Consider the following 23,984-nt stretch of genomic DNA (forward strand, 5'->3'; position numbering starts at 1 on the left):
ACAACATAGTATATTACAAACTCAAGGTTACTGGTTATTACAATTGTTTGTCAACTTACTGAACTGAATATAATATGTGTATCTACCACTTGATTTTAGGACTCACCAAGGAAATGAACAAAGAAACGGGAAGATCTGCACTCTACATGAGTTCAATCTCCCCGTTTCTATTCCGTCCATTAATATGAGAAATCAATATATTCATTTGAACAGAACTGGTCCTCTTTGGATAAACTAGGTTCAAAACTGAATACTTTCTGACTGATGGTCTACAGCTAGCTTTATCAGCTGCTTTAACTGCATATCTTCTAGTGAGTAAAACACAAGTTTTCCTTCTTTACGGTATTTCGCGATCCCCATATTTCTAAGCAGTCGTAAATGGTGGGATGCTGTCGCCATTGTAGAACCAATAATATTGGCCACATCGCAGACGCATAACTCATCCTCATCGCATAAGGCATAGGCGACTTTTAACCGTGTAGGATCGGCAATGACCTTAAAAATTTGGGACATATTTTGAAAATCATGATTACTCAACTTTGCTTTAACACGTCTCACTTTATCTTCGTCGTAACAAAATATATCGCAAGTATCCTCCGTTGACATGTGTAACACCTCAATCTCATACTCATTTGAGTATTATCATATTTCAGTTACGGATGGTTGTCAAAAAAGCCAATACGCAGCAAACTAAATATGAATAGGATGTCCAAGAGCAACTTCAGCCGCTTCTGCAGTCATTTCACCAAGTGTTGGGTGAGCATGTATGGTAAGCACAATGTCTTCTAAGGTTGAACCCAGTTCAATGGCTAATGCGATCTCCGGAATCAGATCTGATGCGTTGGTCCCTACAATTTGTCCACCTAACACAAGACCTGTCTTATTATCCCCTACTAACTTTACAAACCCTTCAGCTGAGGTCAAAGATAGTGCTCGAGCGTTAGCAGCTAAAGGGAATTTACCTGTCAATACATCAACCCCCTGCTCTTTAGCTTCGAGCTCAGAAAGGCCGACCGATGCAATTTCCGGATCAGAAAATACAACGGAAGGAATCACTTTATAGTCAAAAATACTTGGAAGTCCTGCAATGGCTTCTGCTACGATTTTCCCTTCATATGAGGCTTTATGAGCTAATGCCGGTCCTGGAATAATATCTCCAATCGCGTATATATGTGGTAGACTGGTTTGACCTGACTCATTGACTTCAACAAGTCCTCGTTCTCCTAATTTAACACCAATCTTATCGAGACCAAGTTCACCATCCGTATTCGGTCTACGACCGACTGTAACTAGTACATAATCAGCCGTCGCTTGTCTTTCTTCATTATTTACGGTAAACGTTACGGTAACTTCATTCTCCGTTAGCTCAACTGACTGAGCCATCGCATCTGTATACACTGTAGCGCCCAAAGAACTTAAGTTCTTACTTACAATACGTGTAATATCCTTCTCAAACCCTGGCAATATGGTACTGGCCCCTTCCAACACCGTGATTTCTGTACCGAATTTTGCAAACATTTGTCCAAGTTCAATACCAATATATCCTCCACCGATGATAATGATACGCTTTGGGATTTCAGTGAGGCTTAAAGCTTCCGTCGAAGATAAGATACGTCCTCCGAAAGGAAATGGTTTTAATTCAATCGGACGAGAACCTACAGCGACGATACAGTTTTCAAAATGAACATGATAGCTTTCCTGCTTATTTGATACTTGTACTTCACGGTCACTTATAAATGTTGCTTCCCCTTTGATAACCGTAATTTTATTTTTTTTCATTAGCGAATGAATACCTGACTTCAGCCGATCAACCACTTCCTTCTGCTTCCATTGCTGAATTTGGGAGAAGTCAATTTCTATATCCCTTGCTGTTAGTCCGGGTATTCCTGGATTATGCATATCTTCGTGTCTATGGGCTGCCGAGATCAATGCTTTGGATGGTACACACCCGCAATTCAAACAAACGCCGCCAAGTTCTGATTTTTCAACCAATAATACTTTCTTCCCGAGTTGAGCTGCTCTGATTGCAGCCACATATCCACCTGATCCCCCGCCAATTACCAACAATTCAAAGTGCTGATTTGCTTGATCCATCCTAATCTCCTCCATCTTTGTTTATAAAATGTTTGTATTATTAATTCCAAGAGCTTCTGATAACATCTAAAACATCACCATGAAGCATGATGGATATACCCAGAACGATAAAAACGATCGGAATGATAACATTACCGTACTTCTGCAATATCTTCACAATAGCTGGGAAACTCGCTAGACGATAACCCAAGAAACACCAGACCGCAACCATAACCAGGAAAACGAGCGCGATATAAATGAGTGAGTCACTGCTTTGGGTTGTAAAATAAGGAATATATATTCCTAGGTTATCTCCACCGTTCGCAAAGGTAATCGCTGCTACCTTAGCAGTCAATGGACCAAAAAAACGATTACCCGTTAATTGAGCCTTTACATCACCTAACTTCTCCAGTGCTTCTTCAGCCTCATCTTCCTCTTTGGTGAAGAACATTCGAATACCAAGATAAATCGGTATCAAGCCAAGAAACCCAGCCCACTCTGGTGGTAGAAAAGTAAAGCCAAAAGCGCCAAGTAAGCTCAGTATCACTAAAAGTCCGAATCCAAGATACTGACCAATTACAATTTGCATATGACGCACTTTATCAATTTGGGCAAAAAAGATCATGAGGATAAAAATATCATCAATGTTGGTTACGATAAAGGTACCAATGGCCGATAAGAGTTGCGTAATAGTCATGGATGATTCTCCTTTCTATATGGGGCTTAACCACACTTCTTTGCTTTATATAGCGAAAGACTCCCATATAAGGTTGTGTATTGTGTTGTTTCCTTTATCGTATGGAATCCAGCCTTTAGGATAAATTCAGGTAAAAGTCCCTTTACATTATCCGTGGTTGTTGAAAATCCATCGAGGATCTGAATGGAGTAATATGCTGCACGCATAATGCCATTTTTCGCTTTCCCCCAATCGGCGATATGCAGCTCTCCTTCTGGTTTAAGTACTCTGAATATCTCCTTCAATGTTTGGAGCTTGTTTGTTGTGGTTAAATGATGAAACATTAGACTAGTGACCACGCGATCAAATGAGTGATCAGGGTATGGTAACTCGTACGAGTTACCTTGATCAAACTTAATGCTTAAATGCCTCTGGTCGGCCTTTGCCTTTGCCATTCGAAGAACATCGGGATCAATATCAAGACCAGTGACCTCTGATTCAGGATAACTTTGTTTTAATTGCACCGTTAATGTACCTGTACCACACCCAAGATCAAGTATTCGTTGTCCTGGATAACTTTGAACTTGTTTGATTAATTGGTTTTTAAATGTAGACTCTCTCATCGTCCAACGTAATACAGAATCATAAAAGGACGTGAGCCAGTGAAAACGTAGAGCCGGAATATAATCCAATTTGGTTTTGTCGTTTCTCCTCTTCATTGATCTACCCCAATTCACTGAACATTAATAATCAAACAGTCGTTTGAATGTATGATTATAATACACCATTATTTTCAAATAGTCAAATGTTCATTTGATTGTTTACAAAATGGAGTATTCGAACGGTTATGACATGCATTTTTAGACTGGTATCGTAATACGAAAAACGAAAGCACGTCTCAATTACCGGTGGTTCCAAAAGAAATTAAACAACCTTAATCCGGGGATACTGAACTAAGGTTGCTTGGTGCTCATTTTCTCCTTTAAGGATGAAATTACAACCTCCTTTTAACATTTGTGATCTCTACTTTACTGTGTGGAATACTGGGCATGTTGACCATGCTGAAACTTAAATCTTGGTCGGGAACATCATAATCGATTTGATTTGCTAGATAATCAAGGGTCACTTTCATGATTTCAATAGTGACCCACTCACCTGCACAGCGATGACCCATTAAGTAGTCGCCACCACCCTGCGGAATAAAGCTGAAGGGGCTTCCTTCCCATTTAGCAAACCGATCCGGGTAGAACATATCAGGTTTTTCCCAAATCATGGGGTCATGATTTGTCCCATAAATATCTAGTAAGGTTAATGTACCTTCTTCAAATTTATAACCGTTCGAGGTGAACTCTTTTTTTACCAAAGCCACAACGAACGGAAAAAACGGATAGAAACGGCGAACTTCTTGTACAAACATTCGAGCATAATTTGCATCGCCGGATATAAGTTTCTCCCTCTCTTCTGGATAGTGGTGAACTGCCACCCCAATGAAATTAATGAATACGGCGATTGCCACAATCGGTCTTAAGATATTGATCACTTCTACAGCAGCAGTCTCGGTATCCAAAAGATTCCCTTCCAGATCGCGATGCCAAGTAAATCTGTGTAATACTGAATTTGCAGGGGGATTCAATTTCCCACCACGAACCTCATTTATGAGGTCTCCGACCCACTTTTCCACCTGATTCCGCGCATGTCTCCCAAGCCAATGAACTGGACCAATAGTAGCAGCCGACTCGAACATTGCCCCCAATTTTTTTGCTAACTCCTTAACTTCATCTTCTTGAACAGGAACACCCGCCCACTGGCAGGCTATCTTGCACATAATTTCCTTTGCTTCATCATAAAGAATAACCCTATCTGTCTGTTCCCATTTGTCGACTGCTTTCTCCCACTGTTCTTTTGTAATGTCATTTAAGATTTGAAGTCCGTCAGGAGACATGAGAGACATAAACATTTCCTTTCGATGTTTATGGGCCTGTCCATCTAGCGCCTGAACGCCATTCTTTCCAAACAATGTTTGCGCCACTCGGTTTGGTGCTGCATCCTTCCTTATAAATTTCTCAGTATCATAAAAAAGTTCCGCAGCTTCCTTTCCCTTCATGCAGATAGCTTTCATGCCAAGTAATCGGGTTTCAAAAATTTCAGAATTAAAACTGTGACATCTGTTCGAAATGTACATATATCCTTCTCTCATAAGGCTCAAACTATGGTCGATTCCTTCCTCTTTAGGCATTTGATTTGTATTTGACATATATGTCTCTCCATTTCATCATGAGTAATACTCATAACATTTACTTCTTTCGCCTCTTTATTCAAAAATTATGTAACGCAGATTTTTCGGAAAGGCAGTTGAAGAGTAAAGCTGATGCTAAAGAGCTATGATTGATGATTTCGTCTATCAGCTCCGGATCCACACCTGAACCCACGAGTTGTATCACTTTGCCAAAAGGCCGTCTTCAACCACTCCTAATTACTCCTGCCTCATGCCTTCTCCGTTCTAGAAACCCGCAGCGTATTGATCATGACCAAAACGCCCCCTGTGACAATATACACATCGGCCAAATTAAACACGGGATAGTTGATGAAGGTAAATTCCAGCATATCCACAACTTCGCCGTGAAGGGCACGATCTACAAAATTTCCGAGTGCCCCTCCAAAAATCAGAGCTAGAGCATAAGCTAGCTCTTTTTGTTTGCGATGAATTTTGTACAAATAAAAGATAATGCCAATAAGAACAATTGTCGTCACCACAATGAAAAAGAGCCGCTGGTTTTGCAGGATGCCAAACGCGGCCCCCCGATTTCGTATGGATGTCAATTGAATAAAACCCGATATAAGTGGTATCTTTTGACCGATATCCATAAAAGTAGCTACACTCCATTTGATGAACTGGTCGACAGCAAAGGCGACAATCGCAACGACATAGTATCGAAGCACATTCTCACATCCTCACAAATAAAGAGTTAGAGGCGTACACCTCTAACTCTAGTTTAATTTTATGATTGGCTATATGGATAGCCAGAGCCTAACGCTTGAATGACTCAGCCCGTACTTTTTATTCTTTCACGCGCATCAGACGTAAGCCATTCAATGCAACCAGGAGTGTTGCACCCATATCGGAAAGAATGGCAATCCATAGCGTTAACCACCCAGGTATAACAAGCAGCAAAGCAATGAGCTTGATCGCTAATGCAAACGTGATGTTTTGTTTGATTATCGATAGCGCATTTCGGCTTAGTTTAATTGCGAAAGGCAGCTTTCTCAAGTCATCTCCCATCAAAGCCACGTCTGCAGTTTCGAGCGCCGTATCCGTCCCAGCTCCGCCCATGGCAATCCCAACTGTGGAAGCAGCCAGTGCAGGGGCATCGTTGATTCCGTCACCAACCATGGCTACATTACCGTATTCCGATCTCAACTGTTTAATGAAATCTAATTTATCTTGAGGTAATAATTCGGCCTGTACATCCGATACACCAACAGATCCAGCGATAGCCGTAGCCGTACCTTTGTTGTCACCGGTAAGCATAATTGTTTTTTTAATGCCAAGTTGATGTAATTTTTGAATAACACCCATACTGGAATCGCGAACTTCATCTGCTACAGCAATCACAGCAAGAATATCCTTTTCTGTACCAACAATCATCGCCGTCTTCCCTTGATTTTGGAGGGACGCAACCAGTTGTTCTTGGTCAGGAGTAAAGTGAACGGTTTGCAGTTCCTTAAAGAGTTTTGGATTTCCTATATAATATGTCGTTCCGTTAACGCTACCCTTAATCCCCTTGCCTGTTATCGAAGAGAAATCCTCAACCGTAATGTCCGAATAAGAAATATTGGATTCTTCTGCCTTTCTCATAATCGCAGAGGCAAGAGGATGTTGAGAACGATACTCCAAGGCAGTAATAATGGAGAGTAATTCTTTTTCATTGGCAGCTTTATTCAATACATTAAAATCCGTAACGACAGGAACACCTCTGGTGAGCGTGCCGGTTTTATCAAAAGCAATTGCTTTTAAAGCACCCATTTCCTCCAGATATACACCGCCTTTGATGAGAACGCCCTTCTTCGCAGCATTCCCAATGGCCGACACAATAGAAATCGGCGTGGAAATAACCAGGGCACAAGGGCAACCGACAACAAGTACGGATAAGCCTTGGTAAATCCATGTAGTCCAATCTCCACCGAAGAATAATGGGGGGATCACAGCGACTAATGCTGCCACAATCATAATGATAGGTGTATAGTACTTCGCAAATTTATCAACAAAGGCTTGCGATGGAGCACGTTCACCCTGTGCTTCCTCAACTAAGTGGATAATCTTTGCAATCGTCGTGTCATCAACCAGTTTGGTTACTTTAACTTCAAGCAAACCTTCTTCATTTAATGTACCGGCAAATACATCATCATCTACTTTTTTCTCTACGGGGACTGACTCACCCGTAATTGCTGCCTGGTTTACTGCTGAATAGCCACTAACAACAACACCATCCATGGCTATCTTTTGTCCAGGTTTGACGATCATGATATCGCCTAGCGCGATGTCATCCACATGTATCATCATCTCCTGCCCATTGCGTCTCACCAGGGCTTCTTTTGGTGCAATATCCATTAGCGAACGAATGGATTGTCTTGCGCGATCCATCGAGAATCGTTCCAGAGCTTCACTTATCGCAAAGAGAATGACTACAATTGCGCCTTCCGCCCATTCCCCGATAACTGCGGCTCCAATAATAGCTACCGTCATAAGGGTTTTCATATCAAACTCAAAACGCATTAAGTTTTTAAAACCAACTTTAAAAAGCGAAAACCCGCCGATAACGATAGAGGCAGCAAAAAGCAAGGACGTAATCAGGTTTTCTTCACCGTTTACAATTAAGGAAAGGTATCCGAAAACAATCAGTAAAGCCGCATTCAATAACGTGCTATGCTTTTTATAAAATGGTTCCTTTTCTTCTTTGTTAGAGTCTGCTGTCGCTTCCCTTTGAGCCTTTTCTGGGGCAACCTTTAGATTCTCAAACGCACCGGCTTTCTCAAGTTCTTCGATCGTTGTGTCACCATACACGGAAATTTTGGATGCACCAAAATTCACCTTGGCATCTTGTACTCCCGGAAGCTGTTTCACATTATTCTCAAACTTCCCTGCACAATTCGCACATGTAAAGCCTTCTACACGATATACATTTTTTTTATCTGTTGATTCAGCCATATTACTCAACTCCAACAGCCTCCTTCTGATGCTCAATCGCGATACGGATGATTTGTTTCAATTGGGCATCCTCCATTGAATAAAAAACAAGTTTTCCTTCTTTACGATATTTCGTAATCCCCATGTTCCGCAGCAGCCGTAAGTGATGGGAAGCCGTTGCCATAGTAGAACCAATAATATTTGCAACATCACACACGCATAACTCATCCTCATCACAAAGTGCATAAGCAACCTTCAGTCTCGTTGGATCTGCTAAGACCTTAAACACTTGTGCCATATCTTGAAAATCATGTGTGCTTAGCTTTGCCTTCACTCGATTGACCTTATGCTCGTCATAACAAAAAATATCGCATGTATCTCTAACTTCCATCGAATCACCTCAATCAAATAATTATTTGATTATTATAATAATCCCAAGTTCTTTAATTGTCAAAGAAAACCTTAAAAAGGCTCCCCCCCCCATGCCGATCCCCTTACGCCAGAGGATCTTCGCTGCCGTTCAAAAGTTCCAAGCAGCTTTCGTTGCCTTCATCCATACGCAACGAGATTCGGCTTTTCTATACCCTCTTGCGAGGCCATTTTAACGACATGGCAGGATTCACTTTATGAAACGGCCTGGTATGTTGCTCGCCCTGTCTCCGACAGGTACTTTCGTCAATACGCTTCTACGCATAGATTTCGCCATACACAGGTATTTTAGCTCACGGGGGCTTGGCCCCTCTCGTGACCGGACTTTCACCGGCTAGAAGATGCTGGGCACGCTGTGAAAAAAAATGACTCCCTATGGAAGTCACCCTTTACTTGCCCTTTCCTTGTTTGAAACGAATCAAGCGATAGATAAGATAGATGGCCGCACCTACGACCGCCATTCCAATGCATGCCAATCTGAATATGCCAACCTCACTTATAAACGAGCCCATTCGGTAATATGAGGCCGAAAACATCAAACACATCAACCCGAGTGCCATGAAAAATAAACCAATAAACCAATCTGTTTTCTTCATCTTATTGATCCTCCTGTATCATCGGAAGGACGAATTGAACGGTAACACAGGTGCCTTTCCCAACCCTGCTGGTAACATGGATTGAACCTCCTTGCAGCTTCACTAATTTTTTGACAATCGACAAACCGAGCCCTGTCCCGCCCGTTTGCCGTGATCTGGACTTCTCGACACGATAAAAACGGTCGAAGATATAGGGGAGCTCGTCGTCAGGAATTCCGATCCCCGTGTCTTGAATGGATAGTGTCAGCATGGTGGATGAATGGTGAAGATATACATCAATACGCCCTTCATCGGTATATCGTATAGCGTTCTCCAAAAGATTGAGCGCAATTTGCTCTAAACGCATGCCATCCCCTCGAATGAATGGAACAGACTCGGTGGGATGGACAACCAACTCCAACCCTTTTTCCTTTGCTTTTAACGATACCTTTTGGACTGACTGATGGATAACATACCTCAAATCAATCCATTCCATGGATAAACTGATCTTTCCTTCTTCCATTTTGGCAAGCTCAAATAGATCATCCACCAAATGCTGGATTCGAACTCCTTCTTGATAAATAATATCTAAATAACGGTCTTTCTCTTCCTCCGTCTCATACATATGGTTCTTTACAACCTTGGCATATCCCTCCAAATAGGTGATCGGTGTTCGAAGCTCATGTGAAATATTCGCAAAGAACTCCTGTCGTGTATCCCGGTATCGCTGAAGATCTGCGGCCAAATTATTAATTGCTGCAGCCAAATCGCCGATTTCATCATTGCTATGGATGTCCAAACGGGTTTCTAACTCGCCGATGGCGATTTTTTTCGTCGCTTTTTGCATCTTAATGAGTGGTCGTGAGAAGATCAATGCCATAATCCATGTAATGCCCATTGCTAGCAAAAATGCACCCACCCCAGATAACACCAACAAGTTACGTATGGCTGTTAGCGACTTATCCATGCTTTGCATAGAAGCCATCACATAAATAGCTGAGGTAATCTGTTGATCTTTATGGATCGGTTGACCAATCACCATATAGCGATGGCCTAATGGATCTTCATGCTCTAAGTTGATCGCTTTTCCTGAGAAGATTTTCTTCAAATCCTCTTTGCGAATAAATGTACGATCGGCGGGATTATGTTCCCCTGTATGAAAAGTGATGTCTCCTGCTGCATTAATATAAAACATGCTGACATTCGAAAAATCGGCGAAGGTCAGCATCATTTCTTCCGAAGATGCTTCTGTGGTCTCGGCCATGGTCGAGACATGAGAAGTCATTTCCGTGATCTCTGTTTTCATTTCTGAATGGTAAAAGCTTGAAAACATTTGATATAAACTGACACCAAGGAAGAGGAGAACAATAAAAAAAATCGCAGCTATGATAAGCCCCAGTTTCATCCCAATTCGATTACTTCTCATCTTTCTTCTCCCTGTGCGATAAACTTATAGCCTACTCCCCAAACCGTGTGAATTGTCTCGTATCCAAGTCCTGCACGATTCATCTTCTCTCGAATATTTTTGACGTGGGTATCGACGACTCGAGCGTCTCCCGTATACTCATACCCCCATAATCGTTCAACCAAGTCATCACGCGAAAATGTACGTTGACTATGCTCAGCAAGAAAGTGAAGTAAATCAAATTCTTTGGGCGTAAAATCAATTCTTTTTTCACGAATGTAAACTTCTCGAGCATCTGCGTTGATTTTGAGGTTATTAAAAACCAACGTCGTATCTTGAGGTTTTTGGGCTTGATTGATCATAGATCGTCTTAGCAGCGAAAATACCCGGGCTACTAATTCCTCGGGTTCGAATGGCTTGGTTAAATAATCATCCGCCCCAATACCGAGCCCATGAACTTTATCCTTTGTCTCCGTACGCGCGGTGAGCATGAGGATGGGAATTACCTCCGTCTCTCGAACGGTTTTGCACACCTGCCAACCATCCATTCCAGGCATCATCACATCCAAGATTAGAAGGTCAAAAGAGTGCTGCTTGAGAATCGACAGCGCCTCGTAGCCAGTGGAAGCTTCCTTCACCACAAATCCCTCTTTCACAAGATATAGGCGAAGTAGATTCCGCATGTTCCACTCATCATCGACCACAAGTACATGAATCTTTGACATTGTATCCACCTTCTTCAATGTGTAAATCTACCCAAAATGTAAACGATACATAGCGTCAAATGCAAGATGAAGAAACGTCATCAGCATTCTGCTGAAGCAAAAGCAATTGATTCATTCTTTGGATGTTCTTCTTTGATGGTTCTTGTTCATCAACGGCATGAAAATCATATGGAATAATGGGCATATCAGCAAGATGCCTATTAGAATATTATTGGTTGGTTCTCCTCGAAAGGCACGAATCAAGACCATGAGGACAACAATTACAATCGGCAGCGCGCAGCATATTGTCATGATCCAATGATGCGACTTTGAAGCATGATAAGAAGATTGGGACGGATGGCTGTTTTCTTGATGATGCCCTCCACAACAACTCAACATTCATCACTCCTTTAAATGGTATAATTTGGTTAGATTCTGAAGATCATTTCGCATTTTTTCGTTTTGGGCCTTTAACTCGTCCAGTTGTTTCTGCATTCTTTGAGTTTCTTCACTCGTCCCATCTCCTTGTTTTTCATGCCCGTTACCGTGACCACCACGCATACCCAGCATCATAAAGATCATCATGAGCGGGCAAACCAATAACAATAACCATGTCCAGTCCATCTCTAACTCCTCCTATCCGGTGATGTAACTCTATTGTAGAAGAAGAATGTGTGGAAATCGTGTTGAAACGATGGAGGATTGATGTGACCATGAATATAATTAAAACTCCTGCAACGGCTGATCGATGCAGGAGTCTTATTGATTATTCAGGCTTATTTCCTACGGTAGGGTCAGGTGTGTAATTGCTATTGTATCCATTGTACATGACGTCCGTAACCATACCAGCGGAAGCATGATGCAGATCATGGCAGTGGAACATCCAATCCCCAGGATTATCGGCTTCAAATGCGACCACATATTCTTCGCCAGGCTTTACATTCAGCGTGTCTTTGATAACTGGCGTTCCTTCGAGTGGTTTTCCGTTCTTGCTTAACACTTCGAAGAAGTGCCCGTGCAAGTGCATCGGATGATCATCGGTCTTCGAATTATTCACGAAGGTTACTTTCACCTTATCTCCTTTATCTACTTTAATTGGATCGGTATCAGGAAATAGCTTTCCATTAATGGTGTAAACCATTTCTCCGGCTTTCATTTCCGTGTTCAGATCTAGCTTCACGTCTTGATCAAATTTCTGATCCAAAGAAAAATTGGTTCTTGCTAGCTGACCGTATTTGGTTAGATCAAAGGTCGGCAGCTCTTCGTTTGCGTTCGAAGCGTCGGGTTTGCCGCTTACTCCTTCATACTCAATGACTGCACGCATATTCTTCACGCGATCCTCTTTTCCATGTTCTTCTAATAGCCATGATCCTGGGTTATTAGCAGTAAATTCGAGATCATAGCGTTCGCCAGGCGCGATTGCAATGCCTTGATCGGTGATCACGGCTGGACTATTAACAGGCTGTCCATCAGTTGCAATGACTTTGAACTCATGCCCATGCAAATGTATCGTGTGCGTAATGTAACCCGCATTGACCAAACGAATGCGGACTTTATCCCCTTTCTTCACGGTGAGCTTGTCAATTGCATCACCTGTTTTCCCATTCATGGTATAGACATCATACATGCTCATATCATGCCCAGCCATCTCTGTCATGCTGTTGGTATCGCCCATGTCCATTTGGCTGTGATCCATACCCTCCATGTCTTCATTGTTGCTCGTATTACCCATATCCATCTGGCTGTGATCCATTCCCTGCATGTCTTCATTGTTGCTCGTATCGCCCATATCCATTTGGCTATGATCCATACCTTCCATGTCTTCGTTGTTGCTCATATCCATCTCACCTGAGCTCATCCATTCATCGAGTACAAGCGTATAATCACGGTCATAGCTCTCATTGGGATCTTCCACGATTAAAGTACCATACAAGCCCTTATCCAACTGATTTACGCTATCTTGGTGCGAATGATACCAGTAGGTTCCTGGGACCGTTGCTTTAAATTCATATGTGAATTCCTTACCTGCAGCCACTGCATCTTGCGTTACGCCTGGAATACCGTCCATATTATTTGGAACCGGGTAGCCATGCCAGTGTATTGAAACAGGCTCCTCCAATTCATTCTTCAATTTAACTTTTACGGTGTCCCCAACCTTCACACGAATCTGTGGGCCAGGTACCGAATTGTTAAACGTCCAAACAGGCAAGGTCACATCATCCGATACCTTCAAGTTGCTCGCTTGTGCGGTAACCGTAAATTCCTTCCCATCTGCAACAGGAGTCGCTTGCGTCAATTTCATGTCCCCTGACTGCTCTTTGTTTTGACTCGTATTTTGTTGAGAATCCCCCATGTTCATCTTGGGTTGATCCATACCTTCCATCCCATTTTGACTATTTGCATTTGCACAACCCGCCACGACGACACTAATGGCACCTGCAGCGAGGAATAATTTGAGTTTACCCTTCATCATGAACCTCCTTTTGATTTTTCTCTTCATCAATATATCTAAAATTTGTGTTGAATTTATGAAGAAAAACTTTTTGGAATTAGAAATAATGAAAAGACCAGCTGGATGGTTTATCAGCTGGTCTTTTGACGTCTACTCTTCGATGATCATTTTTCGTTGTTTAAATTCTTCTTCCGTGATTTCACCTTTTGCATACCGCTCCGCTAGGATCATAATGGGGTAGTTCTTCGTCCTGTTCTTTCTTGTCAGTGAAGCAACTACCCAATAAACCGCCACGCCTACTGCAACAATCAGTATAAGCACACCTAAAAACATGAGCAACATACACATCATCATGAATGAGTTATTCATATTTATCATCATGTTATTTTTCACCTCGAGAAAAATTCCCTTGCATGGTTTACAAAGTTCAGTATTTCCACAAAAGCCCCATCAATGTCCTTACTCCTGGGAGGCACTGAATTTTTTCACATGAATGGTCTTTCCAAGATTGGGCTTTTTCATCAATGGCATTTGCCTTGTCGTGGTCATACAATGGTGAAGAAATCAATACAAGGAGAGATCAGAAAAGTGTATAATGTGTATCCCTATACCTGGTATTATCCGCCGTTTCGATCCGTGCCACCCATGCGTCAGGAGATGATGGCAGCAGAAAATATGATGATGTCTGAACCTATGAAGGAAATGATAAACATGATGAAGCAGCATATGATGACGACAAATGAAATTAAACGAACGGTAGACAGTATCGAAGAAAGATGTAGACGAATGGAAGAAATGATGAAAGGTAAATCTTAACGGAAGGAATCAGATACCTAGAACGCATCTCTTTGACTGTATCTTACGCCCTGGCCTTAATGATAAGTGGTATGACACTACTCACCAAACCCGTAGCCCTCAACCCTTCCGGGACTAATATTAATTAGCCCCGGATTTTTGCTGTTTTAGCGGTAAGTGACGAGCCCCACAAAAAAGCCACTTCCGTGACTTCTAATCCATATATGTTTCTTGTCCTCCGACATATTCTTAGGCGAGGATCGTTCTCTTCATCCATTATTTTATACCCGTGAACAGCCTCGGCAGAACCCAGCAGCAGCTCCCCGTCGTGGGCATGGGGTATGTTCCATCCCAACCTGATTTTGTTGATTTTTCGCACATTCAGGAAAGAGCAGAATATGATACATTGACATACCGTAGTGTTAACTGAAATGAAAAGCAATTATATAAATTATTATCCTTGATTCGTATAAATGCTTATCTTAAAAAGGATAAATCTTTTCTATTATGGATGATTGTAGGAGGTAGATGCATTGTGTCTGCATTCATTGGAATTATTGCGCTCTTACTTATTATCTTAAGTGTCCTTCGGCGGAGAACTAGTAGTTAAAAAATAAAATAAAAATTAGGCACAAAAGATATGTTTAAAATGACATGTACTAAGATAGACATTCTATATCACTTTCGAATAACGCAAAAGAAATAAATCGCCGAAATAAAATCATCAATAAAGGAGAGCTTAATCAATTATGATTAAGCTCTCCTTTATGTTTAACATTATTTAACAGGGGATAGCTCACTTTCTGTTACCCATTGATGATTTTTAACTTCTTCTCCACCGGTAGTAGGAGTGAAATCAACCATATATACAGTCGTTTTCTCAGCCGAATCAATTTCAGCCGTTGCTCCTTTCATTCCCTCCATATGATCTGCATTTACAACCACTTCAGTTCCTGGTTTTAATGGCGCCTCGCCTGCATTTTGTAATTCTTCATGGATGACCCATTTGTGATTCTTCACTACTTCTCCACCATTCGTTGGTGTATAAGAAATAGTGTACACCGTCGTATCATATGCTCCCACAATCTTCGCTGTCGCACCTTTCATACCTGCCATGTGGTCTGATTCAATAATCGCTTGAGTTCCAACTCCATAGGTTGGATTCTTTGCTTCTTTTAAACCTTTAGGCACTTCTCCAGAACCGGTGTGTTCCATGTTACCATGATCCATTTCCCCCGCATTCTCTGGGCTTTCGGGCTCATTATTATTAGCGTTGCCGCAGGCCCCCAAAACTAATAAAAGGGACATGAATATTAATATTACAGCCATTGGTCTAAATTTCTTCTTTAACATAATTAACTCCCTTCATGACATGAATATTTGCCCTGATTAGAACAGAGGCATTAAAAGTGTATCCTTAACAGTGATATTATAATTGGTTTACCCTCTCTGTAAAAAATGTATTCATTATTCAGAAGAGGACTTTTGTAATCTTCACTAAATCAGTTACAAACAATTACATCGCTTTCGGTACGTTCGACGCATCCGTCTGTTTAGGCGAGCGAATAAACATCAAAGCTAATATCGCACCCGCAAAAGCAACCATACCTGACCAAAAGAAGGCTTGTTGAAAACCATCATTTAATGCTGCTACTGGATTGGCACCCGTCGTGGAAGAGGTAGCAGATGCGGCAATGGCAACCATGATTGCTAAGCTTATTGCTGAACCTATCTGGTAGCTTGTATTGGCTAGACCGGATGCAAGACCGGCTTCTTCTGGCTTTGCTCCCGACATTGCGGCCATCATTGAAGGAATATAGGCTAGAGACATCCCGAGAGCACCCAAAAGCGAAGCTGGAAGTACATTGATAAGGAAACTACCGTCTACAGGCGTATTACTTGAGAACATGAGCATCGAACCTCCAAGGGCCGTCAACCCAATCACAATGTTTGCTTTTATACCGAATTTCCCAATCAACTTGCCTGTAATAACGATCATGAAGATGGCAATCAAAATGGTCATCGGAAGCAGTCCAACTCCACCCGCGAAAGCTGAAAACTTTAATATTTGCTGCATGTATAAGTTCAGGAAGTACCATAATGGAATCCAACCACCTGACAACATGATTAGCGCAATATTGCCGGCTGCCAGATTTGGTGCTTTAAAGATTCCAAGCGGAACCAGTGGTTCCTTTTTGTTTATCTGAATGATGAGGAAAAGAACGAACAATATCACCCCAGCGATAAGGGTCCATATGGTGATTGGTGCACCCCATCCATTATGCTCTGCAGTTACGATTCCGTACACGATCAGAACCAAAGATGCTGTAACCGAGACGGATCCTGCTATGTCAATACTTCCTTTTCTTCGTGTCCCTTTCGCTAATAGACCGGGTGATAAAATTAAGGCGAGGATACCAACAGGTACGTTAATTAGAAAAGTCCATTGCCAACTCAACCACTCTGTAATAACACCACCCAAAAATACACCCGCGGATCCTCCTGCAGCTGCGGAAGCGCCCCAGAAACCAAGTGCCTTGCCCAATTCCTTAGGATTACCGCTAAAAAGCATCATCACAATGGTGAGAGCCGAAGGTGCTATTAATGCCGAACCGAATCCTTGCAATGCGCGACCGATATTTAATGAATCATCGTTCCAAGCAAAGCCCGCAAGTAAAGATGCTAATGTAAGAATCAAAAATCCCCACATGAACATGCGTCTTTGTCCAAAGAGGTCGGATAATCGACCACCGAGTAGTAATAGCCCTCCGAAGAAAATCACATAAGCATTAAAGACCCACTGTAAACTTTCCTGTGTATATCCAAGCGCTTCTTGAATTGCCGGTAATGCAACTCCGATAATTGATGTATCCATAATCACCATAAAATTTGCGAGACATAATAATGCTAGTGCCATCCATCGTCTTGGATCAGCTTGCGAAAGACTCTGCCCTTGTTTTGACATTTCACTTATCCTCCTTTAGCTCATATCACCGGTTTCCATCACAATCCAAATTATTACTCGCGACGGCCGTCAAAAGGCGATGTAATCATGTACCATAATTTACCGGGATCTGATTGTTATAGTATAGCCCCCTACCCTATATTGTCAACATAATTTTTTTATGATAATGATACCCTGATCTTTTATCTAAAAATTTTTACAGAAAATAACAAAAACGCTCAGATTTATAATATCTTGAGCGCTTAAATTCGTGTTATTAATTTAGCTTTGGCCTAAATGAATTTATTCAAACTTAAGGCCATTTCTGGCCGTCTTTTGATCAAAAGAAATTAAATTTGTTTATCTATAACGAATCTTCGTACAAGGGACACCTCCACACGCCGATTCATTGCCCTCCCCTCAGAGGTAGTGTTTGTGGTTTTTGGACGAAATTCTCCAAGGCCAACAATCTGAAATCTTTTCGGATCCATTTTATTATTTTGAAGTAAAATATCCATGAATCGAAGCGCTCGCTTCTGACTTAATTCCCAATTTGACTCAAATTCACTATTACGAATCGGCACGTTATCGGTATGTCCTGCAACGATTATATTATAATCTTCAGTTTCTTCTAAAATCATGGAAATTGCCATAACAATGGCCCGTGATTCGGGTTTTATAACAGACTCACCAGAATTATACAATGTATTATCACTAATCATTATAGTTAATTCCGTTTTAGTCAAACTCGTTCGAATCTTAGTTTCAAAACCATTTGTTTGTATGAATGAATCGATCTTCTTCTGTATCTTTTCAAGCTCTATCTGCTCTAAATTGACTAATGTGTTTATTTGCTTGGTAATACTTCTATCAATAGTTTGCTTAACGTTTACTGTACTATCCATACTCATATCAGATTCTATAATTCCAGACTGTGACAATACCCCCGAACCAGAACTAAAATATGTATTGAATGCTTTACTCATCTCTTCATATTTCTTCGCATCTATTGAACTCATTGCATACAACACAATAAATAGTGCTAGCAACAAGGTTAACAAATCGGCATAAGGAATCAACCAACCTTCATTAACATGTTCCTCGTGTTCATTGTAGCGTTTTTTTTTAATCAAGTTTGTTTCCTCCCATCTACAAATTGGTATTACCTATGAAATTACATAGTAAGATTAGCGGGTTATGACAACACAAAACTCAATAACACTATAAACCGTAGTGCTATTGAGTTCAAACTTACCCGTATTTTCATAGTTTTATGGCATTTATATAGAATCATCAGGGGCAATGAATTTTAACAAATATTCAATCGTTTCAATATCAGATCTACTTGGTATTGCGAATGTTTGTTCATAACACTCTCGCCCCTTACCGGTAATTATAACAACATCACCTTTCTTGGCTTTTTTCCAAACATATTCGATCGCCTCCGTACGATCGTCAATGGTTAAGCATTTATTTTCCCCGTAATTACTAACTAAACTTCTCATTTCCATCAACATTTCATTTTTATTTGCCCCCTTTAAATCATCTAGGGTTAAAACAATCATGTCGTTGTTTTCAACAGAAATCCGGATCATCTCCTTTCTTTTACTTGGATCTCCATTCCCTCGAAAACCGAAAATGTGAATGACTCTGTTATTTGTACGCGAATGTATCGTTCTGAGGAATTGGTGAAATCCGTCAGGAGTGTGGGCATAGTCAACTATAAATTCTGCCCCTGAAGGATGTTTAAAAATTTCAAAGCGCCCAGGAACACCAGCGAATGTACGGAGTGCCTTTTGTATGACTTCAGGCTCGATTCCCATTCGACTTGCTGTTAACCAAGCAGCTACGGCGTTCCATGCATTGTATAAGCCGGGGATTGGCAAAACCAGTTTATAGTGCGAATCTCTTTGTTTCAATTGAAACGTCAATGGAAATTCTGATTCAATATTGGTAATCTGTACATCGTCTTTAACACTTTTTCCAAACGTATGTATACTTGTGTTTTTTGTAGTCAGAAGATCAATAAGCCTTATTCCCCAATCATTATGGCTTGAAATAATGGATTCTCCGTTAGGCTTTAATTGAGTAAATAAACGTGCTTTAGTTCCAAAGTAATCTTCAAGAGTATGATGATAGTCTAAGTGATCATGACTAAGGTTCGTAAATACGGAATAATCATATTCGATGAAGGCTACGCGCTCCTGATCAATTCCATGTGAAGATACTTCCATGATGACCACTTGGTCATCGCTTTGATTCAACCATTTATTCAGTTGTAGTGAATCTGGTGTTGTTTGTGTCGATATCACTTTTCGTCCATTAATTTCCTGAAATACAGTACCTAAAAGTGTACATGTAACACCGGCAAATTCCAATATATGCTTAATCATATGCGCAGTGGTAGTTTTCCCATTTGTACCGGTAATACCGATCATTACGTGACGCTGAGAAGGGAAATCGTATAAGTGACCAACAAGAGCAGCTAAGGCCCTCCGAGTATTTGAAACACGATAATAAGGGACGGGTAAGTCGGTTATGTTATATTCACCGACAACGACTGATGCTCCCGCCTTTATCGCACTTTGGATATAATGATGACCATCTTCTTTGGTCCCGTTGATGGCCACAAATACATCCCCCTGTTGTATCTTACCCGAATGAAATTGAACACCTGTAATGTTCATGTTTGCAATTGTCGTATAATCCTGCACAAATGGTTTCAAAGCTGTGTGTAGATTCATGTGAGCTCCTTTGGCATATTAGTTATCAAATTTGATTGATCCACATAAACTACAAATTGTAGTGTTTAATGTGTGCCTCATTCAATCTTATAGAAATTCTTACCCTAATTATCGATTATAGATGTTATTATTTTTATTACTTATTCTATCTATTGGTTCTACTTCTCCTACTCCACTCATAATCTACTAGTAAATGAACGCTAGATTCAGAGAGATCCAGGAGGGATAATTCATGAGTAATAAACGCAAATATATCAAAGTATTTGGATTGGTTTTTTCGTTAACTTTCTATACAACGATAGGCATTCATATATATCACACGAAATTCGCTTCACCTCAAATAATAACGAAATCGGATCCCCAACCGGTACAGTCTGTTAAAGTAACCTCTCTAGGTTCCCCCTTAACAATAGAATCTTCAAAGCACAAATCGGAACAACCGATTCCATTAAAAAACAAAGAAAAAACATCAACCGATGCTCAAACCAATCCTTTAAAGAAAAAAGTAAAAGCCAAACGTTCCATGCCTCAAATTCTCATCTATCATTCGCACAATCGTGAATCATGGTTACCCGAATTAAGCAATGTCCAAACAGCGAATGAAGCCTTTGACTCTAAAACAAATGTTACCTTATTAGGTGATTATTTAATAAAAAAAATGCAATCATATGACATCCCTGTTTTTCATTCAAAAAAAGATTATCCTTCAGTTATCGACAGTTTTAATTATGCCTATTCCTACACCTACTCAAAGAATACAATACAACAGGAGCTTACGATGCATGATAATATTGAGTATCTGATTGATATCCATCGTGACTCACAGGGACGAGATAAAACCACCGTTCAGCATAATAACTTGAATTATGCTCAAGTGTATTTTGTTGTTGGAACAAATAATCCGAATTGGGAAAAGAATATGAAATTCGCTGAACGCATTCAACAGGGACTAAACGATAAAGTACCTGATCTTTCAAAAGGAATATATAAAAAGGACTCCGCCAGTGGTCATGGTGATTACAACCAAACCCTATCGACAAATAGTGCCCTTATAGAGATCGGAGGGGTCGAAAATAATCTTGAAGAAAGTTATCGTACGATAACTGTACTAGCTAAAGTTATTCAGGAGATCTGGTTAGAAGATAACGACTTAAATTAATATATAAATTGATCAAATTATTAAGTGAGAACGCATTCGATTTTTCAATCATTACTCAAATAACGTCGCTTTTTCTTTATCCATTGTTTTCTAATAAGCAGTAACGTAAACAACGTGGTTACTGCCAAGATGATGCTTTTAAATATTGATGGACGATAATAGGACTCACTTTCTGTTTTTATAACTTGATCGGTACTTGTTGTTTTTTTAAGGCTTTGAACGATAGGTACCAATTTTTCCTCATATACAATTTGCCCAGCTGAATCTACAACAACGATCTGACCGTCAGATTGATCGATCTCAACTTTAAAATCGATGTCTTTTGTGCCTGTAAACACCAATGTCTTAGGGATTACAAATCGATCTTTATAACTCTGGAATGATGTTGCATCTACCGAGATCGAGTAGGTTTCATAATGTTCGAATCCATAATCAAATAAATTCACCATATCGCTATAAGCTAGTTCTGATGAATCCGATTTCAACGTTACAGCGATCCATTCTGAGCTTCCTCTCTTTGCAGAAGCAACCAATGTATAGCCGGATTGATCTACAAAACCATTTTTCACACCCGTCGTTCCCTCATAACGCCAAAGAAGTTTGTTATGATTATAGAGAGTCGTTTCCCAACCTTCTCCAACCCATTCCATTTCCTTTGTACTTACTATGGATCGAAACAAAGGATTTTTCATGGCATATTGTGTAATCATTGCCATATCATAAGCGGTTGTTTGGTGCTTTTGATCAAATAGCCCGTGCGGGTTCTGAAAGGTCGTTTTTTTAACCCCAATTGTTTCACTTACAAATTCATTCATTCGTTCAGCAAACTGGGCTTCACTTTCATCAAAGTACTCCGCAATCGCTGTAGCCGCATCATTACCTGAATTAATAAGAAGCCCTTGTACCAGCTTTAACAGAGAGACCCGTTCACCCTCAAGTAAATAAACTCTAGTACCATCGATAAATCTAGCCGCTTTGCTGACGGTTACAATGTCGTCTAAATTCCCTTCTTCAATCGCAATAATTCCTGTTACAATTTTTGTGATACTCGCTGGATACATCAAACGATCACTTTCTTTATTAAACAAAATAGAACCTGTTGTTCCGTCAATCAATATAGCTGCCTCGCTATTGAGTGAAAAATGATCCTTATCTTCCATTGCAAATGTCAGATTCTGAAGACTGAACTGCAAAGTGAATAGGAATAGAAAAACCTTGTAGAATTTTTTCATAGATGCCGTATCCTTTTCTGAAGGCAATAATATTCTAAAAGAATATGTGTAGCTTATGGATGGTTTCTTTTCTACTAATGGTTAGATGCCCTATATTTTCTTGAGTGTTGAATGGTATCATCAAGAAATGATACCCGCACCGCATCAGGCTCCAAATTCACTGAATAACACAATGATTCAAACCAATCGGTATGAATGAATGCAATTGCATCTTGTCTAATCTGATAAAAATGACCTTTTTTCTTTCCTCGAATCTTTAGGTCTGATCGGGTCAATATCAAGATTTCTTGAATGAGATTGTAATATCCCTGATGCTTCATCTTGTCCCTCCTCTATAATCGTTTCATTCAATAAATTTGTCTGATCTCTTCTAGCATTACGTAATGATAATCCAATTCCTAACAACATTAAGATGAGATACACCATTTGTTCGAAGGATAACGGAATGAGCCATTTGGATTTTGAATCAAATAATGACACGATCATCAGACCCATCACGGGAAATTTTAACGCAGTTGTTAGCCACTTTCCGCTTCCAATAAGCCCAGCGTTTTTCCAGATCCAGACTAGCATCGGTAAAAGAATGATTAACCGGTATACATTGATTGGGTGGTAATGGAATTCAGGATTATGAATTGAAATTCCCCATGGAAGAGTTGTCTGACTTCCGTATTGCCAAGCAAGCATACTGTACGTTACATACGTAACCCCCCCTCCAAAGGTGAACAAGTCGCCAATTAACCACCAAGAAACTTCAAGACGATACCAGGCACGGTATAAATAAATCGAACCAACTATCAAACCGACCCACCATCCCATCATGGTTCCGGGCATCGTCAACCAAAGAAGCGGATGGTTACTCAACAATGATGGTGTACTAACCAGCGGGCTAAATTTCCATATGATCAATATCCATAACAAAGCATTGGCAATTGGGTCTAATATTGGCTGATCTCGATTACCGTATCGTTTACACAACCATTGCATGGCTATAAATCCAGCGAATCCAGACACTGCCATTATCAACCAATCTATCCTGATTACAAACGGGCCAAACTGCAAAATATCATCCCCCTATTAAGCCCTAAGGTAACAACCGCCGAAACTTGGATTCCATGGTTTGTGGATCCACCAAACCAATGACCTGTTCGATAATAATGCCTTCACTATTGACAAATAACGTAGTTGGTATGGGGCGAATCGCATATTTTTGAGCTACTTCACCTTTTTCATCAATCAGAACGGGAAACTGAAAACCATAATCTTGAGCAAAAGCTTTAGCCCCTTCAATTGAATCACTAGCTGTTACATTCACCGCATAGATTTCTATACGAGCTTTATATTTATCGTAGAGCCGTACCAGTTCAGGTGCCTCAATTTTGCATGGACCGCACCACGAAGCCCAGAAATTAATTACGACAGGTTTGCCGTTCAAACTTTGGAGAGAATAAGTCTGTCCATCAAGTGCTTGTAGTGAAAAGTTCGGGGCTTGATAACCCGTCTTGGGTAGTTCTTCTGTGCTTACAGACGTCGATTGTATAATAGCGATGATAGCGAGAACAATAATTGTCGAGAGTATCCACCATTGTTTTTTCACTACAAACTCGCCCC

At 40.6% G+C, this 23,984-nt stretch carries 23 protein-coding genes; 2 read left to right on the forward strand and 21 right to left on the reverse strand.

Annotation, left to right across the window (positions count from 1 at the left end; translation table 11 throughout):
- Positions 1–240 precede the first annotated feature (240 nt).
- From B9D94_RS00105 to B9D94_RS00170, 14 genes are all read right to left on the reverse strand, one after another.
- Positions 241–606 carry an ArsR/SmtB family transcription factor gene (locus B9D94_RS00105; RefSeq protein ID WP_028407066.1) on the reverse strand — a complete coding sequence of 122 codons (366 nt, stop codon included), beginning with the start codon at positions 604–606 and terminating at the stop codon, positions 241–243.
- Between the two features lie 84 nt (positions 607–690).
- Positions 691–2,094 carry a dihydrolipoyl dehydrogenase gene (gene lpdA, locus B9D94_RS00110; protein ID WP_119851493.1) on the reverse strand — a complete coding sequence of 468 codons (1,404 nt, stop codon included), beginning with the start codon at positions 2,092–2,094 and terminating at the stop codon, positions 691–693.
- Positions 2,095–2,134: 40 nt separating this feature from the next.
- Positions 2,135–2,770: a cadmium resistance transporter gene (locus B9D94_RS00115; protein ID WP_071221992.1), complete on the reverse strand. Its 636-nt coding sequence runs from the start codon at positions 2,768–2,770 to the stop codon at positions 2,135–2,137.
- A 26-nt stretch (positions 2,771–2,796) separates the two neighbouring features.
- Positions 2,797–3,468, reverse strand: a complete 672-nt coding sequence (locus B9D94_RS00120) for a class I SAM-dependent methyltransferase (RefSeq protein WP_071221993.1) — start codon at positions 3,466–3,468, stop codon at positions 2,797–2,799.
- A gap of 275 nt (positions 3,469–3,743) precedes the next feature.
- Positions 3,744–5,003 (reverse strand): CYP152 family fatty-acid peroxygenase CypC, encoded by a 1,260-nt coding sequence (locus tag B9D94_RS00125; RefSeq protein WP_071221994.1) that lies wholly within the window; start codon positions 5,001–5,003, stop codon positions 3,744–3,746.
- A 230-nt stretch (positions 5,004–5,233) separates the two neighbouring features.
- Complete coding sequence (gene lspA / locus B9D94_RS00130; RefSeq protein ID WP_071221995.1) at positions 5,234–5,689, reverse strand: signal peptidase II; 456 nt, start codon at positions 5,687–5,689, stop codon at positions 5,234–5,236.
- A 118-nt stretch (positions 5,690–5,807) separates the two neighbouring features.
- A complete protein-coding gene (locus B9D94_RS00135; protein ID WP_119851524.1) occupies positions 5,808–7,955 on the reverse strand; it encodes a heavy metal translocating P-type ATPase in 2,148 nt (715 codons plus the stop codon).
- 1 nt (position 7,956) lies between these two features.
- Complete coding sequence (locus B9D94_RS00140; protein ID WP_071221997.1) at positions 7,957–8,325, reverse strand: ArsR/SmtB family transcription factor; 369 nt, start codon at positions 8,323–8,325, stop codon at positions 7,957–7,959.
- A 427-nt stretch (positions 8,326–8,752) separates the two neighbouring features.
- Positions 8,753–8,959, reverse strand: coding sequence for a hypothetical protein (locus B9D94_RS00145; RefSeq protein WP_119851492.1), 207 nt, complete (start codon positions 8,957–8,959; stop codon positions 8,753–8,755).
- 1 nt (position 8,960) lies between these two features.
- Entirely contained in the window at positions 8,961–10,364 is a 1,404-nt protein-coding gene (locus tag B9D94_RS00150) for a sensor histidine kinase (protein WP_119851491.1), read from the reverse strand.
- Positions 10,361–11,068, reverse strand: a complete 708-nt coding sequence (locus tag B9D94_RS00155; protein WP_119851490.1) for a response regulator transcription factor — start codon at positions 11,066–11,068, stop codon at positions 10,361–10,363. Before B9D94_RS00155 ends, B9D94_RS00150 begins: the two co-directional genes overlap by 4 nt.
- Positions 11,069–11,449: 381 nt before the next feature.
- Positions 11,450–11,671, reverse strand: a complete 222-nt coding sequence (locus B9D94_RS00160; RefSeq protein ID WP_119851489.1) for a DUF2933 domain-containing protein — start codon at positions 11,669–11,671, stop codon at positions 11,450–11,452.
- Positions 11,672–11,813: 142 nt separating this feature from the next.
- Complete coding sequence (locus B9D94_RS00165) at positions 11,814–13,517, reverse strand: multicopper oxidase family protein (protein ID WP_119851488.1); 1,704 nt, start codon at positions 13,515–13,517, stop codon at positions 11,814–11,816.
- A gap of 132 nt (positions 13,518–13,649) precedes the next feature.
- Positions 13,650–13,880, reverse strand: a complete 231-nt coding sequence (locus B9D94_RS00170) for an SHOCT domain-containing protein (RefSeq protein WP_244235583.1) — start codon at positions 13,878–13,880, stop codon at positions 13,650–13,652.
- A 207-nt stretch (positions 13,881–14,087) separates the two neighbouring features.
- On the opposite strand from B9D94_RS00170, the gene B9D94_RS00175 reads away from it, so the two are divergent.
- A complete protein-coding gene (locus tag B9D94_RS00175) occupies positions 14,088–14,315 on the forward strand; it encodes a hypothetical protein (RefSeq protein WP_172963864.1) in 228 nt (75 codons plus the stop codon).
- A gap of 756 nt (positions 14,316–15,071) precedes the next feature.
- Here the strand turns inward: B9D94_RS00175 and B9D94_RS00180 are convergent.
- The 4 genes from B9D94_RS00180 to B9D94_RS00195 form a co-directional block, all read right to left on the reverse strand.
- Positions 15,072–15,647 carry a YdhK family protein gene (locus B9D94_RS00180; protein ID WP_172963865.1) on the reverse strand — a complete coding sequence of 192 codons (576 nt, stop codon included), beginning with the start codon at positions 15,645–15,647 and terminating at the stop codon, positions 15,072–15,074.
- A gap of 163 nt (positions 15,648–15,810) precedes the next feature.
- On the reverse strand, positions 15,811–17,259 hold the full coding sequence (locus tag B9D94_RS00185; RefSeq protein ID WP_119851485.1) for an MFS transporter: 1,449 nt from the start codon (positions 17,257–17,259) through the stop codon (positions 15,811–15,813).
- 329 nt (positions 17,260–17,588) lie between these two features.
- Complete coding sequence (locus B9D94_RS00190) at positions 17,589–18,371, reverse strand: flagellar motor protein MotB (protein WP_119851484.1); 783 nt, start codon at positions 18,369–18,371, stop codon at positions 17,589–17,591.
- A 147-nt stretch (positions 18,372–18,518) separates the two neighbouring features.
- Positions 18,519–19,982 (reverse strand): UDP-N-acetylmuramoyl-L-alanyl-D-glutamate--2,6-diaminopimelate ligase, encoded by a 1,464-nt coding sequence (locus B9D94_RS00195; RefSeq protein WP_119851483.1) that lies wholly within the window; start codon positions 19,980–19,982, stop codon positions 18,519–18,521.
- A 232-nt stretch (positions 19,983–20,214) separates the two neighbouring features.
- Between B9D94_RS00195 and spoIIP the strand changes: the two genes are divergently transcribed.
- On the forward strand, positions 20,215–21,141 hold the full coding sequence (gene spoIIP, locus B9D94_RS00200; RefSeq protein ID WP_119851482.1) for a stage II sporulation protein P: 927 nt from the start codon (positions 20,215–20,217) through the stop codon (positions 21,139–21,141).
- Between the two features lie 44 nt (positions 21,142–21,185).
- Here spoIIP and B9D94_RS00205 read toward each other — a convergent pair whose 3' ends face one another.
- The 3 genes from B9D94_RS00205 to B9D94_RS00215 form a co-directional block, all read right to left on the reverse strand.
- Positions 21,186–22,373 (reverse strand): D-alanyl-D-alanine carboxypeptidase family protein, encoded by a 1,188-nt coding sequence (locus B9D94_RS00205; RefSeq protein WP_119851481.1) that lies wholly within the window; start codon positions 22,371–22,373, stop codon positions 21,186–21,188.
- 216 nt (positions 22,374–22,589) lie between these two features.
- A complete protein-coding gene (locus B9D94_RS00210) occupies positions 22,590–23,435 on the reverse strand; it encodes a hypothetical protein (protein WP_119851480.1) in 846 nt (281 codons plus the stop codon).
- Positions 23,436–23,457: 22 nt separating this feature from the next.
- Positions 23,458–23,970: a TlpA family protein disulfide reductase gene (locus tag B9D94_RS00215; RefSeq protein WP_119851479.1), complete on the reverse strand. Its 513-nt coding sequence runs from the start codon at positions 23,968–23,970 to the stop codon at positions 23,458–23,460.
- Positions 23,971–23,984: the final 14 nt, after the last annotated feature.

This window comes from Paenibacillus sp. Cedars (assembly GCF_003184205.1).
Lineage (GTDB): Bacteria > Bacillota > Bacilli > Paenibacillales > Paenibacillaceae > Paenibacillus_AQ > Paenibacillus_AQ glucanolyticus.

Excerpts from the sequence above, each read along its gene's own strand:
- B9D94_RS00105 (WP_028407066.1), bottom strand. The coding sequence starts at position 606 with ATGTCAACGGAGGATACTTGCGATATATTTTGTTACGACGAAGATAAA.
- lpdA (WP_119851493.1), bottom strand. The coding sequence starts at position 2,094 with ATGGATCAAGCAAATCAGCACTTTGAATTGTTGGTAATTGGCGGGGGA.
- B9D94_RS00115 (WP_071221992.1), bottom strand. The coding sequence starts at position 2,770 with ATGACTATTACGCAACTCTTATCGGCCATTGGTACCTTTATCGTAACC.
- B9D94_RS00120 (WP_071221993.1), bottom strand. The coding sequence starts at position 3,468 with ATGAAGAGGAGAAACGACAAAACCAAATTGGATTATATTCCGGCTCTA.
- B9D94_RS00125 (WP_071221994.1), bottom strand. The coding sequence starts at position 5,003 with ATGTCAAATACAAATCAAATGCCTAAAGAGGAAGGAATCGACCATAGT.
- B9D94_RS00135 (WP_119851524.1), bottom strand. The coding sequence starts at position 7,955 with ATGGCTGAATCAACAGATAAAAAAAATGTATATCGTGTAGAAGGCTTT.
- B9D94_RS00140 (WP_071221997.1), bottom strand. The coding sequence starts at position 8,325 with ATGGAAGTTAGAGATACATGCGATATTTTTTGTTATGACGAGCATAAG.
- B9D94_RS00145 (WP_119851492.1), bottom strand. The coding sequence starts at position 8,959 with ATGAAGAAAACAGATTGGTTTATTGGTTTATTTTTCATGGCACTCGGG.
- B9D94_RS00150 (WP_119851491.1), bottom strand. The coding sequence starts at position 10,364 with ATGAGAAGTAATCGAATTGGGATGAAACTGGGGCTTATCATAGCTGCG.
- B9D94_RS00155 (WP_119851490.1), bottom strand. The coding sequence starts at position 11,068 with ATGTCAAAGATTCATGTACTTGTGGTCGATGATGAGTGGAACATGCGG.
- B9D94_RS00160 (WP_119851489.1), bottom strand. The coding sequence starts at position 11,671 with ATGGACTGGACATGGTTATTGTTATTGGTTTGCCCGCTCATGATGATC.
- B9D94_RS00165 (WP_119851488.1), bottom strand. The coding sequence starts at position 13,517 with ATGAAGGGTAAACTCAAATTATTCCTCGCTGCAGGTGCCATTAGTGTC.
- B9D94_RS00170 (WP_244235583.1), bottom strand. The coding sequence starts at position 13,880 with ATGATGATAAATATGAATAACTCATTCATGATGATGTGTATGTTGCTC.
- B9D94_RS00180 (WP_172963865.1), bottom strand. The coding sequence starts at position 15,647 with ATGTTAAAGAAGAAATTTAGACCAATGGCTGTAATATTAATATTCATG.
- B9D94_RS00185 (WP_119851485.1), bottom strand. The coding sequence starts at position 17,259 with ATGTCAAAACAAGGGCAGAGTCTTTCGCAAGCTGATCCAAGACGATGG.
- B9D94_RS00195 (WP_119851483.1), bottom strand. The coding sequence starts at position 19,982 with ATGAATCTACACACAGCTTTGAAACCATTTGTGCAGGATTATACGACA.
- spoIIP (WP_119851482.1), top strand. The coding sequence starts at position 20,215 with ATGAGTAATAAACGCAAATATATCAAAGTATTTGGATTGGTTTTTTCG.
- B9D94_RS00205 (WP_119851481.1), bottom strand. The coding sequence starts at position 22,373 with ATGAAAAAATTCTACAAGGTTTTTCTATTCCTATTCACTTTGCAGTTC.